This window comes from Streptomyces sp. NPDC096079, assembly GCF_040303145.1.
GTDB lineage: Bacteria > Actinomycetota > Actinomycetes > Streptomycetales > Streptomycetaceae > Streptomyces.
Map to the genome: position 1 here is coordinate 224,591 of NZ_JBEOST010000003.1, position 16,190 is coordinate 240,780.

Here is a 16,190-nt window from a genome sequence, read left to right on the forward strand (position 1 = left end):
CCCGGGGCCGGCCGGCTGCCCGCCCCGCGTCAGTTCTGGTGCGACTCGTAGTGGGCGACCGCGTCCGCGGTGCGTCCGGCGCCGTACACCCGGAGGAACTCTGCCAGCTCCGGGTGGGCCGGGGCGAGCGAGTCGGCGGCGTCGATGATGTCGCCGGCGGCGGCGACGGAGCGCAGCAGCGACTGGATCTCGCGGACCACGCGGCGGACGGTCGGCGCACCGGAGCCGGGGGCGGTCGGGCCCGCGCTGGTGAGGACGGAGCCGCCCTGCGACTTCTTGACCTCGTCCATCCGGTCGGTGGCCTCGGCGGCGCTGACGCTGCCGTCGGCGACCTGGACGGCGAGCTCCTGGAGGGCCTGGACGCGCTGGACGACGGCCGGGTTGCCGATCTTGGCCCGCTGGCCGCTCATCAGCTGGGACAGCATGGGCGCGGAGAGCCCGAGCACGGCCGCGAGCCTGGCCTGATTGAGCCCGAGGTCATCGATCAGGCGACGGAAGAGCGCCCCCAGCGGCTCTCCGTACCAACTGCGCTGAAGCTCTCTGGCTCTTGCCGTGGCTTCCTGCTGCGCTGCGTCCATTACTTCTCCCCATCCCTTAGGTTCGCCACTGCGAACCTCGATCAGCATCTTACGGAGAGTGGTCGCCGACCGGGAGTCCCAATCCTTTTGCCGGACATGGGGGGTGACCCGGTACGCTGTTCCTCGTTCCGGGGCCTTAGCTCAGTTGGTAGAGCGCTGTCTTTGCATGGCAGATGTCAGGGGTTCGACTCCCCTAGGCTCCACTCGGACAGACCCCCCTGACCTGCGGTCGCGCAGGACAGGGGGGTCTTTCGTGTTCCCGTGCCGGGACGCGGGGCGGGGAGACGGGGCGCGGCAGGGCGCCGTGGCGCTGGGTGACCGGGGGCGGCGCTGGTCCGTCCGGGTGGTGTTCATCGGAAGAACTGCGCGACGACGGCGTCGGTGCGTGGAAATCGGGGCCGCATCCACATCATGAGAAAAGTACGTAAAGCGCGCAACCCGAAATGAACCATCCGAGATCATCACGAAAGTGAGGGGTCATGGCCACCGCCAAGGTCAAGCAGTTCTGGACCGCCTTCATCTCCGTCCTCTTCGCCCTCCTCGCCTCCGTCGGCCTGGCGAGCACCGCCGCCGCGGCCGGGCAGCCCGCCGTGCAGCAGCCCGAGGAGCCGGCCGCGCCCGCCGCCGCCCACACCGTCACCGCCGGGGAGCGGGCCCTGGCCTCCGTACCGGCACAGCGGACCCATGGGTGGCCGCTCGCCGGGGACCGCACCCTGCCGCCCACCATCAAGCAGCGCATCGCCGCCGAGGCCCACGGTTCCTCGCCCTCCGCGCGGCAGCGTGCGTCGGCGACCGCGGGCACCGAGGCCGACGCGGCCCTGCTGACGGAGCCGGCGCTCGCCGCTGCGGCGTAGGAGGCGGGGAGGTCATGAGACGCACTCCCCACACTCCACGCACAGCGGGATCGCCAGGGCCCGGCAGGATCGGCAAGACCCTGGTAGGACCCGGTAGGACCCGGTAGGACCCGGTAGGACCCGGCAAGACCCCGGCAAGACCCGGTAGGACCCCGGCAGAGGGTGGTCGATCAGCGGCGCTCGTCGCGTTCGGCGGCCTCGGCGTCGGTCTCCAGCTCCGGATCGGACGAAGTCCCACTGCCGTCCACGGACGACAGCGAGGAGTCCTCGTCCATCTCGGTGGGAGCGGGAGGTTCGACCAGCCAGTCGGGATTGGCCTGCTTGTCCCACCACTTCCAGGCGGCGAAGACGCCGCCCGCCAACAGGCCGAGGACGACGAGTCCCTTGGCCAGACGTCCGGCCCTGGCCCGACGTTCGTGCTTCTTCACGATCTTCTGGATTTCCTTCGGCGTCACCTGACCGCGCAGCGCGGCCCAGGCGGCGGTGGAACGCGACCCGGCCTCCTCAAGGACGGGACCGGTCGCGGCGACCGCGCTCTCGACGCGCGGAACGGTGTAGTCGGCCGCCTGACGGGCGGCCAGGCGGGTCTTGACCGCCGCACGGTGTGCGGCCGCGTCGACCCGCGGCGGTACATGCGGTGCGACATACGAGTCGTACTGCACACGGGCCTGCGCTCGCGTCTGCTGCGCGGCCTTCGAGACCTTCGGCGCGACCCACGACCGCGCCTCGTGCGCGTAGTACGTGGCCTGGTCCCTGGCGGTCTCGGCGTACGGCGCCACCACTTCCGCGGCGTGCACGACGCTCTCCTTCGCCGAACCTGTCGCGGCGCGCACGCTGTCCATGCGGGTCACGGGATTCCTCCTCCTCGGTGGCGATGTCGGTTTTTCACCTTTCCATCCTTTTCGGAATCATGCCCGCCGGAGCGACGTCCGGCATGTGGGGCTGGCATCCGGGGCATGCGAGGATCGGACACGCCAGAGACAGACGTGACATGACGCGACACGACGCGTCTCGACGTGGGACGGAAGGCGACCGTGGCCGAGCAGCTGTACGCGATCCTCAAGACGAGCCTGGGCGACATCGAGGTGCGGCTGATGCCGTTCCACGCCCCGAAGACGGTCCGGAACTTCGTCGAGCTGGCCTCCGGCGAGCGCGAGTGGACGCACCCCGCCACCGGCGCGGTCTCCTCGGACCCGCTCTACGACGGAACGGTCTTCCACCGGGTCATCAAGGGCTTCATGATCCAGGGCGGCGACCCGCTGGGGAACGGCACGGGCGGGCCCGGCTACGAGTTCGCCGACGAGTTCCACCCGGAGCTGTTCTTCGACCGTCCCTACCTGCTGGCCATGGCCAACGCCGGCCCGGGGACCAACGGCTCCCAGTTCTTCGTCACCGTCGGTCCCGCGACCTGGCTGAACCGCAAGCACACCATCTTCGGCGAGGTCGTGGACCCCAAGAGCCGGAAGGTCGTGGACGCGATCGCGACCACCCCGACCGACCCCCACACCGAGCGTCCGCTGCAGGACGTCACGGTCGATTCCGTGGTGATCGAGAAGCGCTGAGGCGGAAGGGATGGAACCCGCCATGGACACGCAGCCCGGTCTGCTGCGCTGCTACCGCCATCCGGAGGCCGAGACCGGCATCCGCTGCGTCCGCTGCGAGCGGCCCATCTGCACGCAGTGCATGATCTCCGCGTCCGTCGGCTTCCAGTGTCCCGAGTGCGTCCGGGGCGGCTCGGGGACCGGCCACGCGGCCGACGCCAACCAGCCCCGGACGCTCGCGGGCGGACGGGTGGCGGAGGACGGGCGTCTGGTCACCAAGATCCTCATGGCGATCAACCTGGCGCTGTTCATCGCCGTCCAGGTGGTGGGCGACCGGCTGGTCGACGACCTCGCGCTCATCGGCGGCGCGTATCTGCCGAGCGGTGAGCTGGTCGGGGTCTCGGACGGCGAGTGGTACCGCCTGCTGACCTCCGCCTTCCTCCACCAGGAGATCCCGCACTTCCTCTTCAACATGCTGGGCCTGTGGATGATCGGCGGGATCGTCGAACCCGAGCTGGGGAGGATCCGGTACACGGCCCTCTGTCTGCTCTCAGGGCTCTCCGGCTCGGCGCTGGCCTATCTGCTGTCCCCGCAGAACCAGTTCTCGCTCGGTGCCTCGGGCATCGTCTACGGCCTGCTCGGTGCCTGGATCGTGCTGGCCCGGCGCAGGCGGCAGGACATGCGGCCGGCGCTGCTGTTCGTGGCGCTGAACCTGCTCATCACGTTCACCCGTCCGGGGATCTCCTGGCAGGCGCACGTGGGCGGTCTGGTCGCCGGCGTCCTGCTGACGTACGCGATGGTGCACACGCCCCGGTCCCGCCGGGACCTCGTGCAGTACGGGGCCTGTGGAGTGGTGCTGCTGATCGACCTGGGGATCGTGCTGGCCCGCTCGGCCGCGCTCACCTGAGCACAGGGGGCTGTGGAAGAGCCCCCGTGTGAGCTTTCCCCAGAGTTATCCACAGTGCGTGGCGGATCCTCCCCACTGTGTGGGGAAACACCGCGCCCCTCGCCTCTGACCTGGTATTTCTCCAGGGAGGCGAGGGGCGTTGTGTGATCCTGCGAGGGTGATTCCGGTCATACCGGCGTCAACCCTGTGCGAGTTATCCACAGATCTTCGTAAGTTATCCAGTGCTGTGCACAACGCTGTGGATAAGCTCGGGGGAGAGCTTGACGAAGGGCCCGCGGAGGCGCTAACCGGCTACTTCCACTGGGTGGAGACGCCGAAGCCGGCCGCGATGAAGCCGAAGCCCACCACGATGTTCCAGTTCCGGATCGACTCGACCGGCATGGTGCCGTCGGTGACGTAGAAGACCACGATCCACACCAGACCGATGGCGAACAGCGCCAGCATCACGGGCGCCACCCAGCTGCGATTGGTCAGCTTGATGTTGGTGGCCTGCTTGGCGGGCGGAGGCGTGAAGTCGGCCTTCTTGCGGATCCGTGACTTCGGCACGAGGGACTCTCCTGTCGATGCGCTGCGTGACCGCGCAGGGAACTGTGGCTGGCGCCGGGATGTGACGAAGGAGGACGACTGCGTCCCCCAGGCGTCCGTTAGCGTAGTGGTTCCGCGGCACCGAAGGGGATCAGGGTACGTTGAGCAATTCCGCCGACACTCCCGAAAGGCCGGGCCGCACCACGAGGTGGCGCCCCGTCCGGGTGCTCACCCTTGCCGTTTTCGCCCTCGCCGGACTGATCTTCGTCACGAGTTTCAACACCGCCAAGGGCACCAACATCCGCACGGACGCCTCACTCCTCAGGCTCTCCGACCTCATCGAGGAACGCAGCCACAAGAACGCCGGCCTCGACGAGTCCGCCGCCGCCCTCCGCGCCCAGGTCGACTCGCTCGCCGCGCGCGACGACGGCTCCACGCGCGCGGAGGACGCGAAACTCGCCGCGCTCGAAGCCGCCGCGGGCACCACCGAGGTCTCCGGCTCCGGCCTCACCGTCACCCTCGACGACGCCCCGCCGAACGCCCAGGCCGCCCCCGGCTACCCCGAACCGCAGGCCAACGACCTGGTCATCCACCAGCAGGACCTCCAGGCCGTCGTCAACGCCCTGTGGCAGGGCGGCGCCGAGGGCATCCGCGTCATGGACCAGCGGCTCATCTCCACCAGCGCCGTCCGCTGCGTCGGCAACACCCTGATCCTCCAGGGCCGCGTCTACTCCCCGCCGTACAAGATCACCGCCGTCGGTGACCGCGACAGGCTGAACAGGGCCCTCGCCGCCTCCCCCGCGCTCCAGAACTACCAGCTGTACGTCAAGGCGTACGGACTCGGCTGGAAAGTCGACGAGCACAGGGCGGTGACTCTTCCCGGGTACTCGGGCACAGTGGACCTCCACTACGCGAAGCCGGTGAGCTGACAGCGGGAGGGCCGCTTGCGTCTCGTCGTCAGGACCCTCAGCGAGCTCTGCATCACCACCGGCGCCCTGGTCGTCCTCTTCGTCGCCTACCTCCTGTACTGGACCGGCGTCCAGGCCGACAGCGCGAGCGCCGCCCAGATCGAGACCCTCCAGCGGGAGTGGACCGACACGCCCGTCGCCGCCGCACCCGCCCCCGCGCGCGTGCGCCCCCCGTACGCCACCGGCAAGGGCATCGCCGTCATGTACGTCCCCCGGCTCGGTCGCGACTGGAAATGGCCCGTCCTCGAAGGCACCGGCCCCGACGTCCTGAAGGAGGGCCTCGGGCACTACCCCCGCACCACCACCCTCGGCGACACCGGGAACTTCGCCGTCGCCGGCCACCGCCGCACCCACGGCGACCCCTTCAAGGACTTCCCCCGGCTGCGCCCCGGCGACGCGGTCGTCCTCACCGACGGCACGACCTGGTTCACGTACCGGATCGACCGCGGCCCCCATCGGACCGTCCCCGGGGACACCGCCGTCGTCGACCCCGTCCCGAGGAAGTCCGGCTTCGACGGCCCCGGCCGCTACCTCACCCTCACCACCTGCGACCCCGAGTGGGGCAGCAGCCACCGGCTGATCGTCTGGGCACACCTCGACGCCACCCAGCCGGTGACCGACGGTCGTCCACAGGCTTTGGACAGCTGACCCCCCAGGGCCCCCTCGCCCCGTACTCTGGTCCCCGTAACGAACGGAAGGGGCGGTCGACGTCATGTACGGCTGGATCTGGCGGCATCTGCCGGGCAACGCGTGGGTGCGGGCGCTGATCTCGATCGTGCTGGTCCTCGCGGTCGTCTACGTCCTCTTCCAGTACGTGTTCCCCTGGGCGGAGCCTCTGCTTCCGTTCAACGATGTGACGGTGGACGGCCAGTGAGCGCGCGAATTCTCGTCGTCGACAACTACGACAGCTTCGTCTTCAACCTCGTTCAGTACCTCTACCAGCTCGGCGCCGAGTGCGAAGTCCTCCGCAACGACGAGGTCGAGCTGAGCCACGCCCAGGACGGCTTCGACGGCGTCCTGCTGTCCCCCGGGCCCGGAGCGCCCGAGCAGGCCGGCGTGTGCATCGACATGGTCCGGCACTGCGCCGACACCGGCGTTCCCGTCTTCGGCGTCTGCCTCGGCATGCAGTCGATGGCCGTCGCCTACGGCGGCGTCGTCGACCGCGCCCCCGAGCTGCTGCACGGGAAGACCTCGCTCGTCACGCACGAGGGCCAGGGCGTCTTCGCCGGCCTGCCCTCGCCGTTCACCGCCACCCGCTACCACTCGCTGGCCGCCGAGCCCGCCACCGTGCCCGCCGAGCTGGAGGTCACGGCACGCACCGAGGACGGCATCATCATGGGGCTGCGCCACCGGGAACTGCCCGTCGAGGGCGTGCAGTTCCACCCGGAGTCGGTGCTCACCGAGCACGGGCACCTGATGCTGGCCAACTGGCTGGAGCAGTGCGGCGACAAGGGGGCGGTCGGCCGGTCGGCGGGGCTCGCTCCGGTGGTGGGCAAGGCCGTCGCGTGACGACGGGCTCGCCGTGGTTCCGGGCGACGAACGTTCCCGGGCCCGAGCCGATACCCGGCGACGCGCCCGCGCCCGCGGATCCGTACGCACCCGCGGATCCGTACGCGTCCGCCCACCCTTACGCGGCCGGGCAGGCGGAGCCGTACGCGCCCGCCGATCCGTACGCAGCGGCCCAGCCGTACACACCTGCCGAGCAGTACGCACCGGCCCAGCCGTACGCGCCCGCCGAACCGTACGGTCCGACCGCCGACGCCTACGCACCCGCCGAGCCGTACGCGTACGAGGAGGCCCCCGCTACGACCGACGGGCCCGAGGGCCCCTACACGCCCTCGTACGGGCCGTACGGGACGGAGGAGCCCCCGCGGGAGGCGAGGGACGAGACGATGCCCCTGCGGGCCCTGGAGGAGCCCTCCGGGGCCCCTGCCGAGCCGCTCGCGGGACCCGGCCGGGCCGAACGCCGCCGCGCGGCCAAGGGCGGCAAGGGCAGGGGCGCGACCCCGGCACCCGCCGCCGAAGGACGGCCCCTCTCCCGCGTCGAGGCCCGCCGCGCGGCACGCGCCGCGAAGGAGAGCGTCGGCGTCGTCGCCAGCCGTGTCGTCGGTGAACTCTTCATCAGCTTCGGCGTCGTCATGCTCCTCTTCGTCGCCTACCAGTTGTGGTGGACGAACGTCCTGGCCGGACAGGAGACCGACAAGGCCAAGGCGCAGATCGAGGACACCTGGGCCCACGGCGCCGACGACGACAAGCCCGAGGCCTTCGAGCCCGGCAAGGGCTTCGCCATCATGTACATCCCCAAGCTCGACGTGGTCGTCCCCATCGCCGAGGGCATCAGCAAGAGCAAGGTCCTCGACAAGGGCATGGTCGGCCACTACGGCGAGGGCAAGCTCAAGACGGCCATGCCCGCCGACAAACAGGGCAACTTCGCGGTGGCCGGCCACCGCAACACCCACGGCGAACCCTTCCGGTACATCAACCAGTTGAAGCCCGGGGACCCGATCGTCGTCGAGACCAAGAACGCGTACTACACGTACGAGATGGCCAGCATCCTGCCGCAGACCTCGCCGTCCAACGTCTCGGTCATCGACCCCGTACCGAAGCAGTCCGGCTTCAGGGGACCCGGCCGGTACATCACACTCACCACCTGCACGCCGGAGTTCACCAGCACGTACCGCATGATCGTGTGGGGCAAGCTGGTCGACGAACGCCCGCGCAGCAAGGGAAAGCCGGAAGCGCTCGTAGGCTGAGACCCGACACCTCCGGACGGGACGACGGGACGACCTAGTGGCACGCGCGCGCAACCGGATCGCCGGGACCATCAGCCTCTTCGGCGAACTCCTCATCACCGCGGGCCTGGTGCTCGGCCTGTTCGTCGTCTACTCCCTGTGGTGGACCAACGTCCTCGCCGACCGCGCCGCCGACAAGGACGGCGCCCAGGTCCGCGACCAGTGGGCCGACCAGGGCCCCGGCGCGCTCGACACCAAGGACGGCATCGGCTTCCTCCACGTACCCGCCATGAAGAACGGCGAGGTCCTGGTGAAGCAGGGCACCGGCACCGACGTCCTCAACCACGGCGTCGCCGGCTACTACACCGACCCGATCAAGTCCGCGCTGCCCCGGGACGAGCAGGGCAACTTCACGCTCGCGGCGCACCGGGACGGACACGGCGCGAAGTTCCACAACATCCACAAGCTGAGGACCGGGGACGCGATCGTCTTCGAGACCAAGGACACCTGGTACGTCTACAAGGTCTACAAGACCCTGCCCGAGACCACGAAGTACAACGTGGACGTCCTCCAGCCCGTCCCGAAGGAATCCGGGAAGACCAAGCCCGGCCGCTACATCACGCTCACCACCTGCACCCCCATGTACACCTCGGACTACCGCTACATCGTCTGGGGCGAACTGGAGCGCACGGAGAAGGTCGACCGCGACCGCACCCCTCCGGCCGAACTGCGCTGAGGCCGTACAGACGGGAGGGCCCCGGCATCCACATCGGATGCCGGGGCCCTCCCGTCCGCTCACGCGGGCGTCAGCCGAAGAAGCCGCCGCCGGGGTTGCCGTTGTTGTTGTCCCCGCCGCCTCCGCCGCCCATGGTGATGACGGTGACCGGCTGGTTGGTGGGAACCTGCGTGCCCTCCGGCGGGTTCGTGCCGAGGACCAGCGCGTCCTCCTTGTCGGAACCCTGCTGGACGACCGTGAGGCCCATGCCCTGCAGCATGTCGCGGACCTCGTTGAACTTCTTGCCGGTGAGCCCCGTGGGGATCTGGACCTGGGTCTGCTGCGGGCCCTTGGAGACCTTCAGCACGACCTGGACGTCCTTCGGCTGGTTCGACGGGCCCTGCGGCGTCTGGTCGACGACCGTGCCCGCGGGCTGGTCCGAGTCGACGTCCTCCTTGGACACGTTCGTGAAGCCCAGCGAGTTCAGCTGCTGGAGCGCCTGGTCGTACGTCCGGCCCTTGACGCTGGGAAGCTCGGACAGCTGCTTCTTCGCGACCGTGATTGTGATCTCGGAGTTCTTCTCGGCCTTCGTGCCGCCGTCGGGGTTCTGCCGCAGGACGGTGCCGGGGTCCTCCTCGGACTCCTCCTGCTCGACCTTGACCGTGAAGCCCTTGGCCTTGAGGCTCTCCTCGGCCCGCTCCTGGGACTGCTCGACGACGTCCGGGACCTCGATGAGCGGGGCGCCCTCGGAGAGGTACACCTGGACCGTGCCGCCGAGGTCCATCTTCGCGCTGGGGCCGGCCGCCGGCTCCTGCCGGCAGACGCTGTCCTTGGGCTGGTCACAGCGCTCGCTGCCGGCCCGCTGGACCTTCACCTGCGCGTTCTTCGCCAGGTCCTCGGCACTCGCCATCGTCTGACCGACCAGCGACGGGACGCTGACCTGCTGCGGGCCGTCCTTCTTGTCGAAGAGCGACACACCGATGAAGATCGCGCCGACGAGCACCAGGACACCCGCGAGCGCCAGCAGGATCGTCGAGGTGTTCGACTTCTTCTGGCCACCTCCGCGACGACGGTCCGGGCGGTCGTCGTAGCCGTAGCCGCCGTCGTCCGGATTGACCGGCGGCAGCATCGACGTCTGGCCGGCCGGGTCGGCCTGGCGCAGCGCCGTCGTCGGCTGGTCCTCCGGCGGATACCCGCCGTAGCCCCCGCCGTACCCGGGCGCGCCCGCCATGCCCATCCCCATGCCCATCGCGGCGGCGGCCGCGACCGGCTGACCGTCGAGGCAGGCCTCGATGTCCGCGCGCATCTCGTCGGCGGACTGGTAGCGGTAGTCGGGGTCCTTGACCAGCGCCTTCAGGACGATGGCGTCCATCTCGGGCGTGATCTCGCCGTCGAAGTTGCTCGGCGGCTGCGGCTCCTCGCGGACGTGCTGGTACGCGACCGCGACCGGGGAGTCGCCGATGAACGGCGGCCGGACGGTCAGGAGCTCGTAGAGCAGGCAGCCCGTGGAGTACAGGTCGGAGCGGGCGTCGACCTGCTCGCCCTTGGCCTGCTCGGGGGAGAGGTACTGGGCCGTGCCGATCACCGCGGCGGTCTGCGTCATGGTCATGCCCGCGTCGCCCATGGCGCGCGCGATGCCGAAGTCCATGACCTTGACCTGGCCGGTGCGCGTCAGCATGACGTTCGCCGGCTTGATGTCACGGTGCACGATGCCGGCGCGGTGCGAGTACTCCAGCGCCTGGAGGATGCCGACCGTCATCTCGAGGGTGCGCTCGGGCAGCAGCTTGCGCCCGGAGTGCAGCAGCTCACGCAGGGTCGACCCGTCGACGTACTCCATCACGATGTACGGGATGGAGACCTGGTCGACGTAGTCCTCGCCGGTGTCGTAGACCGCGACGATCGCCGGATGGTTCAGCGAGGCGGCGGACTGTGCCTCACGGCGGAACCGGGCCTGGAAGGACGGATCGCGGGCCAGGTCGGCCCGCAGCGTCTTCACGGCGACGGTGCGGCCGAGCCGGGTGTCCTGGGCGAGGTACACCTCGGCCATGCCACCGCGGCCGAGCACCGGGCCCAGCTCGTACCGGCCGCCGAGGCGACGCGGCTCTTCCATAGCTAATCCAGCCCTCTCCGTCTGTCCCGACCGCACCCATGGGTGGTCCGGCGGTGTGTGCTGTTCGCGCATACGCTACCGGCCCCGGGAAGGCGTTCCGCCCGGGGCCGGTAGCTGATACCTGACCGGTACCTGGCTCGTACGGGGTCCGGGGCGTCAGCCCCGGGTCTTGAGGACCGCCTTCATCACGGCCTTGGCGATCGGGGCGGCGAGGCCACCACCGGTGATGTCCTCACGGTCGGTGCCCGCCGAGTCCTCGACGACCACGGCGACCGCGACCGGGGAGCCCTCGGAGGTCTTCGCGTACGAGATGAACCAGGCGTAGGGACGCTTGGCGTTCTTCTCGCCGTGCTGGGCCGTACCCGTCTTGCCGCCGACCTTCACGCCGTCCATGTTCAGGTCGGCGTTGCCGCCGGTGCCGTTGGAGACGACGTTCTCCATCATCTGCTGGAGCTTCTGGGCGGTCTCCGGGGAGACCGGGCGGCTCATCTCCTCCGGCTCGTTCTGCTTGATGATGTCGAGGTTCGGGGCCCGCAGCTGGTCGATCATGTACGGCTTCATCAGCTTGCCGTCGTTGGCGATCGCCGCTGTGACCATCGCCATCTGCAGCGGGGTGGTCGCGGTGTTGAACTGGCCGATCGACGAGAGCGCGTTTCCACCGCGGTCGGCCTTCTTGTCGAAGACCGAGGCGGAGGAACGGACCGGCGTGAACTGCTCGGCGTTGAAACCGAACTTCTCGGCCATTTCGGCCATCTTGTCCACGCCGACGTCGTCGCCGAGCTTCGCGAACACCGAGTTGCAGGAGATCTCCAGGGCCCGGTTCAGGCTGGCGTTGGCGCAGCCCTTGGCGTGGTTGACCATCTCCTTGTTGGAGAGGGGGATCTTCCAGCCCTCGGGGGTCTGGGTCGCCGCGTTGATGTCGGTGACCTTGCCGTTCTCGAGCGCGGCGGCGGCCGTGACGACCTTGAAGACGGAGCCGGGCGGGTAGATCTCGCGGATCGCGCGGTTCAGCTTGGGCTTGTTCTTGTCCGACTCCAGCGCGACCCAGGCCTTCTCGTCCTTGCCGGAGTAGCCGGCGAACGAGGAGGGGTCGTACGAGGGCGTCGACGCCATCGCGAGGATCTTGCCGGTCTTCGGGTCGATGGCGACGACGGCGCCCGTCTTGTTGCCGAGGCCCTCGTAGGCGGCCTTCTGCGCGGCACCGCTGAGGGTGGTGACGACGTCGCCGCCCTTCTTCTTCTCGCCGGTGAACATGGCGAGGGTGCGGTCGAAGAAGAGCCGGTCGTCGTTGCCGGTGAGGATGCCGTCCTCGATCTTCTCGATCTGGTTGGCGTCGTAGGCCTGCGAGGCGTAACCGGTGACGGGGGCCCACATCGGGCCGTCCAGGTAGGTCCGCTTGTACTTGTAGAACTCGTCCTGCGAGTCGACGGACCCGGTGATCGGCTTGCCGTCGACGATGATGTTGCCGCGGACGTTGGCGTACCGCTCGATCTGGACGCGGCGGTTCTTCGAGTGCGCGTTCAGTTCGTCGGCGCGGACGAACTGGAGCCAGTTGTCCCGCAGGAGCAGGGCGAGGACGAGCAGGCCGCAGAAGATCGCGACCCGCCGCAGCGGCTTGTTCACGGACGGACCACCTGCGTCATCTCGGCGTCGGGGGAGGGTGCGGGCGCGGGCGCGGGACGGCGCGCGGTGTCGCTGATCCGGATCAGGATGCCGATCAGGGCCCAGTTGGCGATCACGGAGGATCCGCCGTACGCGAGGAACGGCATGGTCATACCGGTGAGCGGGATGAGGCCCATCACACCGCCGGCGACGACGAAGATCTGGAGCGCGAAGGCACCGGAGAGGCCCATCGCGAGGAGCTTGCCGAAGGGGTCACGCGCCGCGAGGGCGGTGCGGACGCCCCGCTCGATGATCAGGCCGTACAGCAGCAGGAAGACCATCACCCCGGCAAGGCCGAGCTCCTCGCCGACCGTGGCGAAGATGAAGTCGGAGTTGGCGGCGAATCCGATGAGGTCCGAGTTGCCCTGGCCCAGGCCGGTGCCGAGGATGCCGCCGGAACCGAAGGACATCAGTACCTGGGTCATCTGGTCGCAGGCGGGCACCGTCTCCGCGCAGCCGAACGGGTCGGCCCAGGCGTCCACACGGGCCTGCACGTGGCTCGCGAACGAGGCCACACCGACCGCGCCGGCGACCGACATCAGCAGACCCATGACGATCCAGCTGGTCCGCTCCGTCGCCACGTACAGCATGATCACGAACATGCCGAAGAAGAGCAGCGACGTACCGAGGTCGTTCTCGAAGATCAGGATGAGAAGGCTGATCGCCCAGATGGTGATGATCGGGCCCAGGTCGCGTCCCCGGGGGAGGTAGAGCCCCATGAAGCGACGGCTGGCCAACGCCAGTGCGTCCCGCTTCACCATGAGGTAGCCGGAGAAGAAGACGGCGAGCACGATCTTGGCGAATTCGCCCGGCTGAATGGAGAAACCGGCGACGTTGATCCAGATCTTGGCGCCGTACACGGGAGTTCCGAGGCCCGGCACCAGCGGCAGCAGCAGCAGTACGAGGGCCGCCGCCATGGAGATGTACGTGTAGCGCTGAAGGACACGGTGGTCCTTGAGGAGCAGCAGCACGCCCACGAACATGGCGATGCCGATCGCCGAGTACAACATCTGCTGGGGGGCGTCGGCACTGAAGCTGCCGAAGTCCCGGATGGATTTCGCGATCAGCCGCGGCGACTGGTCGAGACGCCAGATCAGCACCAGGCCCATGCCGTTCAGCAGGGTCGCCAGGGGCAGCAGCAGCGGGTCCGCGTACGGGGCCCATTTCCGCACCACCAGGTGCGCGACGCCCGCGAGCAGGGTCAGGCCGAGGCCGTAGCCGAGCATTCCGGCCGGGACCTTGCCGTCGATGGCCAGGCCCACGTTGAGGTACGCGAACACCGGGATGACGACGGCGAACGCGAGCAGCGCCAGCTCGGTGTTGCGACGGCTCGGCGCCTCGATGGCGCCGATGGTGGTCGTGTTGGTGACAACGCTCATGGTGGTGAAAGGCCCCCTACGGGTGCTTACTGCTTGCCGCAGTTCGAGGCCAGCTTCTGCTCCTCCGCGGTGAGGGTGGGACCCGGGGAGGGAGCGGCTGTGGTGGGCTTGGAGTCGGGAGTGGCGCCGTCGGGCTTCTGCGTGGCCGGCGGCTTGCTCGCCTGGTCGGCGGCCTTCTCGGCGGCGGCGTGACGCTGCTCGGCCTTCTTGCACGCCGAGGCCTGCACGGCCAGCTCGGCGATCTTCGTCTGGGCCTTGGAGAGGTTGCCGCCCGCGATGGTGTCCTCGACCTGCTTCCGCTGGTAGGCGGGGAGGTACTTGAGTTCGATCTCGGGGTGGTCCTTCGACACCTTCGACAGCGACACCCACGCCAGGTCCTGGCTGATGCCCTGGTACAGCGCCACGTGCTGGTCCTTGGACCCCACGAAGTACTGCGTCTGCGTCCAGCGCCAGCCGCCGTAGAGGCCGCCGCCGATGACGGCGACGACGAGGACGAAGAAGAAGGAGCGCTTGAGCCACTTGCGGCCGGTCCGCGGCTTCACGAAGTCGTCGTCGGTGTACGACTCGAAGGAGCCCTGCGGGGGCATGCCGCCGTAGCCGTGGTCGTCGCCGCTGCCGGGCGGACCGAAGCCGCCGGCGGGCGACTGGTAGTGCGGGGCGGGACGGCCGAGGCCCGAGGCGCGGCCGGCCGGGGTCTGCATCGCCCCGCCGTCGTTGAGCTGCGCCTGGTTCTCGGCGACGGCGCCCACGATGACCGGGGTGTCGCTGAGGTGACCGGCGAGGGTGTCGCCGCCGTCGACGTCGAGGACGTCGGCGACGATCACCGTGATGTTGTCGGGGCCACCGCCGCGCAGCGCGAGCTGGATCAGCTCCTGCACGGTCTCCTGCGGGCCCTGGTAGCTGGCGAGGGTGTCCTCGAGCGTCTGGTGCGAGACGACGCCGGACAGGCCGTCGGAGCAGATCAGATAGCGGTCGCCGGCCCGGACCTCACGGATGGAGAGGTCGGGTTCGACGTGGTCGCCGCTGCCGAGCGCGCGCATCAGGAGCGAGCGCTGCGGGTGGGTGGTGGCCTCTTCCTCGGTGATCCGGCCCTCGTCGACGAGGCGCTGGACCCAGGTGTGGTCCTGGGTGATCTGGGTGAGGACGCCGTCACGGAGCAGATAGGCGCGCGAGTCCCCGACGTGCACGAGACCGAGCCGCTGACCGGTCCACAGGAGGGCGGTGAGCGTGGTGCCCATGCCCTCCAGCTGCGGGTCCTCCTCGACCATCATCCGGAGCTGGTCGTTGGCGCGCTGCACCGCCGTACCGAGCGAGGTGAGGATGTCGGAGCCGGGGACGTCGTCGTCGAGCGTGACGAGCGTGGAGATCACCTCGGAGGAGGCGACCTCACCGGCGGCCTGGCCGCCCATGCCGTCGGCGATGGCGAGCAGCCGGGGCCCGGCGTAGCCCGAGTCCTCGTTGCCCTCGCGGATCATGCCCTTGTGCGAGCCCGCGGCGAATCGCAGGGACAGAGTCATGCCCACCTGCCCTGTCGACGCTGCATCGGGGTACAGCCGGTCTCGACCCACACTGCCCACCCTCCGGTCGCTCCGGTCACGCCGGTCGATCCATTCGCTCCGGCCGGGAGCGCGGCACGTCCCGCGGCGGGGACCGTCCCGGCTCGCTGCCTCCGCTCGCGCTCATTCATGATGTGGCACTACTTCCGAAGCTCGATGACGGTCTTGCCGATACGGATCGGCGCGCCCAGCGGAATCGGTGTGGCGGTGGTGAGGCGGGCCCGGTCGAGATACGTGCCGTTGGTGGACCCGAGGTCCTCGACGATCCACTGGCCGTCCCGGTCCGGGTAGATCCGGGCGTGACGGCTGGAGGCGTAGTCGTCGTCGAGGACGATCGTCGAGTCGTGCGCCCGGCCCAGCGTGATCGTCTGGCCCTGGAGGGCGACGGTCGTGCCGGTGAGGGTGCCCTCGGACACGACCAGCTTGGTCGGGGCGCCGCGACGCTGGCGGGCTCCCGTGTTCTGCTGGCCGCGCTGCTGCGGCGGCGCGGCGGCCTGGCGCGCGTTCTGCTGGGGTCGCGCCTCCTGGCGGCGCGAACCACGCTGGGTCACCCGTGTGCCGAACAGGTCACTTCGGATGACCTGGACGGCCACGATGACGAACAGCCACAGAACGGCCAGGAAACCCAACCGCATGACCGTCAGGGTCAGCTCTGACATTGCC

The 16,190-nt window shown here is 69.5% G+C and carries 17 protein-coding genes and 1 tRNA gene; 10 read left to right on the plus strand and 8 right to left on the minus strand.

What is annotated here, in order from left to right; all coding sequences use genetic code 11:
* Nucleotides 1–29 precede the first annotated feature (29 nt).
* Nucleotides 30–578: a helix-turn-helix domain-containing protein gene (locus ABTY59_RS08435; RefSeq protein ID WP_352018123.1), complete on the minus strand. Its 549-nt coding sequence runs from the start codon at nt 576–578 to the stop codon at nt 30–32.
* Between the two features lie 130 nt (nt 579–708).
* Between ABTY59_RS08435 and ABTY59_RS08440 the strand changes: the two genes are divergently transcribed.
* Together ABTY59_RS08440 and ABTY59_RS08445 are read left to right on the plus strand one after the other, a co-directional pair.
* A tRNA-Ala gene (locus ABTY59_RS08440) sits at nt 709–781 on the plus strand.
* Nucleotides 782–1,057: 276 nt separating this feature from the next.
* Complete coding sequence (locus tag ABTY59_RS08445; protein ID WP_352018124.1) at nt 1,058–1,432, plus strand: DUF6344 domain-containing protein; 375 nt, start codon at nt 1,058–1,060, stop codon at nt 1,430–1,432.
* A gap of 170 nt (nt 1,433–1,602) precedes the next feature.
* Here the strand turns inward: ABTY59_RS08445 and ABTY59_RS08450 are convergent, their stop codons facing one another.
* Complete coding sequence (locus ABTY59_RS08450) at nt 1,603–2,283, minus strand: DUF5324 family protein (RefSeq protein ID WP_352018125.1); 681 nt, start codon at nt 2,281–2,283, stop codon at nt 1,603–1,605.
* 183 nt (nt 2,284–2,466) lie between these two features.
* On the opposite strand from ABTY59_RS08450, the gene ABTY59_RS08455 reads away from it, so the two are divergent.
* A complete protein-coding gene (locus tag ABTY59_RS08455) occupies nt 2,467–2,994 on the plus strand; it encodes a peptidylprolyl isomerase (protein ID WP_352018126.1) in 528 nt (175 codons plus the stop codon).
* Between the two features lie 22 nt (nt 2,995–3,016).
* On the plus strand, nt 3,017–3,880 hold the full coding sequence (locus ABTY59_RS08460) for a rhomboid family intramembrane serine protease (RefSeq protein WP_352018127.1): 864 nt from the start codon (nt 3,017–3,019) through the stop codon (nt 3,878–3,880).
* A 291-nt stretch (nt 3,881–4,171) separates the two neighbouring features.
* On the opposite strand, the gene crgA is transcribed toward ABTY59_RS08460, so the two are convergent.
* Nucleotides 4,172–4,426 carry a cell division protein CrgA gene (gene crgA, locus ABTY59_RS08465; RefSeq protein WP_030206706.1) on the minus strand — a complete coding sequence of 85 codons (255 nt, stop codon included), beginning with the start codon at nt 4,424–4,426 and terminating at the stop codon, nt 4,172–4,174.
* A 140-nt stretch (nt 4,427–4,566) separates the two neighbouring features.
* Between crgA and ABTY59_RS08470 the strand changes: the two genes are divergently transcribed.
* The 6 genes from ABTY59_RS08470 to ABTY59_RS08495 all read left to right on the plus strand — a co-directional run bounded on the left by ABTY59_RS08470 (nt 4,567) and on the right by ABTY59_RS08495 (nt 8,841).
* On the plus strand, nt 4,567–5,334 hold the full coding sequence (locus ABTY59_RS08470) for a DUF881 domain-containing protein (protein ID WP_352018128.1): 768 nt from the start codon (nt 4,567–4,569) through the stop codon (nt 5,332–5,334).
* Between the two features lie 15 nt (nt 5,335–5,349).
* Nucleotides 5,350–6,021 carry a class E sortase gene (locus tag ABTY59_RS08475; protein WP_352018129.1) on the plus strand — a complete coding sequence of 224 codons (672 nt, stop codon included), beginning with the start codon at nt 5,350–5,352 and terminating at the stop codon, nt 6,019–6,021.
* Nucleotides 6,022–6,085: 64 nt separating this feature from the next.
* Nucleotides 6,086–6,247: a hypothetical protein gene (locus ABTY59_RS08480; RefSeq protein WP_015034837.1), complete on the plus strand. Its 162-nt coding sequence runs from the start codon at nt 6,086–6,088 to the stop codon at nt 6,245–6,247.
* Complete coding sequence (locus ABTY59_RS08485) at nt 6,244–6,882, plus strand: aminodeoxychorismate/anthranilate synthase component II (RefSeq protein WP_190106396.1); 639 nt, start codon at nt 6,244–6,246, stop codon at nt 6,880–6,882. Before ABTY59_RS08480 ends, ABTY59_RS08485 begins: the two co-directional genes overlap by 4 nt.
* Complete coding sequence (locus tag ABTY59_RS08490; RefSeq protein WP_352018130.1) at nt 6,879–8,126, plus strand: class E sortase; 1,248 nt, start codon at nt 6,879–6,881, stop codon at nt 8,124–8,126. The genes ABTY59_RS08485 and ABTY59_RS08490 overlap by 4 nt, the downstream gene beginning before the upstream one ends.
* A gap of 37 nt (nt 8,127–8,163) precedes the next feature.
* Nucleotides 8,164–8,841, plus strand: coding sequence for a class E sortase (locus ABTY59_RS08495; RefSeq protein WP_352018131.1), 678 nt, complete (start codon nt 8,164–8,166; stop codon nt 8,839–8,841).
* Nucleotides 8,842–8,911: 70 nt separating this feature from the next.
* Here the strand turns inward: ABTY59_RS08495 and pknB are convergent, their stop codons facing one another.
* From pknB to ABTY59_RS08520, 5 genes are all read right to left on the minus strand, one after another.
* Nucleotides 8,912–10,930 carry a Stk1 family PASTA domain-containing Ser/Thr kinase gene (gene pknB / locus ABTY59_RS08500; protein WP_352018132.1) on the minus strand — a complete coding sequence of 673 codons (2,019 nt, stop codon included), beginning with the start codon at nt 10,928–10,930 and terminating at the stop codon, nt 8,912–8,914.
* Nucleotides 10,931–11,086: 156 nt separating this feature from the next.
* Nucleotides 11,087–12,553: a peptidoglycan D,D-transpeptidase FtsI family protein gene (locus tag ABTY59_RS08505; RefSeq protein WP_352018133.1), complete on the minus strand. Its 1,467-nt coding sequence runs from the start codon at nt 12,551–12,553 to the stop codon at nt 11,087–11,089.
* Entirely contained in the window at nt 12,550–13,971 is a 1,422-nt protein-coding gene (locus ABTY59_RS08510) for an FtsW/RodA/SpoVE family cell cycle protein (RefSeq protein WP_352018134.1), read from the minus strand. Before ABTY59_RS08510 ends, ABTY59_RS08505 begins: the two co-directional genes overlap by 4 nt.
* A 26-nt stretch (nt 13,972–13,997) precedes the next feature.
* Nucleotides 13,998–15,488 (minus strand): Stp1/IreP family PP2C-type Ser/Thr phosphatase, encoded by a 1,491-nt coding sequence (locus tag ABTY59_RS08515; RefSeq protein ID WP_352018135.1) that lies wholly within the window; start codon nt 15,486–15,488, stop codon nt 13,998–14,000.
* A gap of 179 nt (nt 15,489–15,667) precedes the next feature.
* On the minus strand, nt 15,668–16,186 hold the full coding sequence (locus ABTY59_RS08520) for an FHA domain-containing protein FhaB/FipA (protein WP_352018136.1): 519 nt from the start codon (nt 16,184–16,186) through the stop codon (nt 15,668–15,670).
* Between the last annotated feature and the right edge of the window lie 4 nt (nt 16,187–16,190).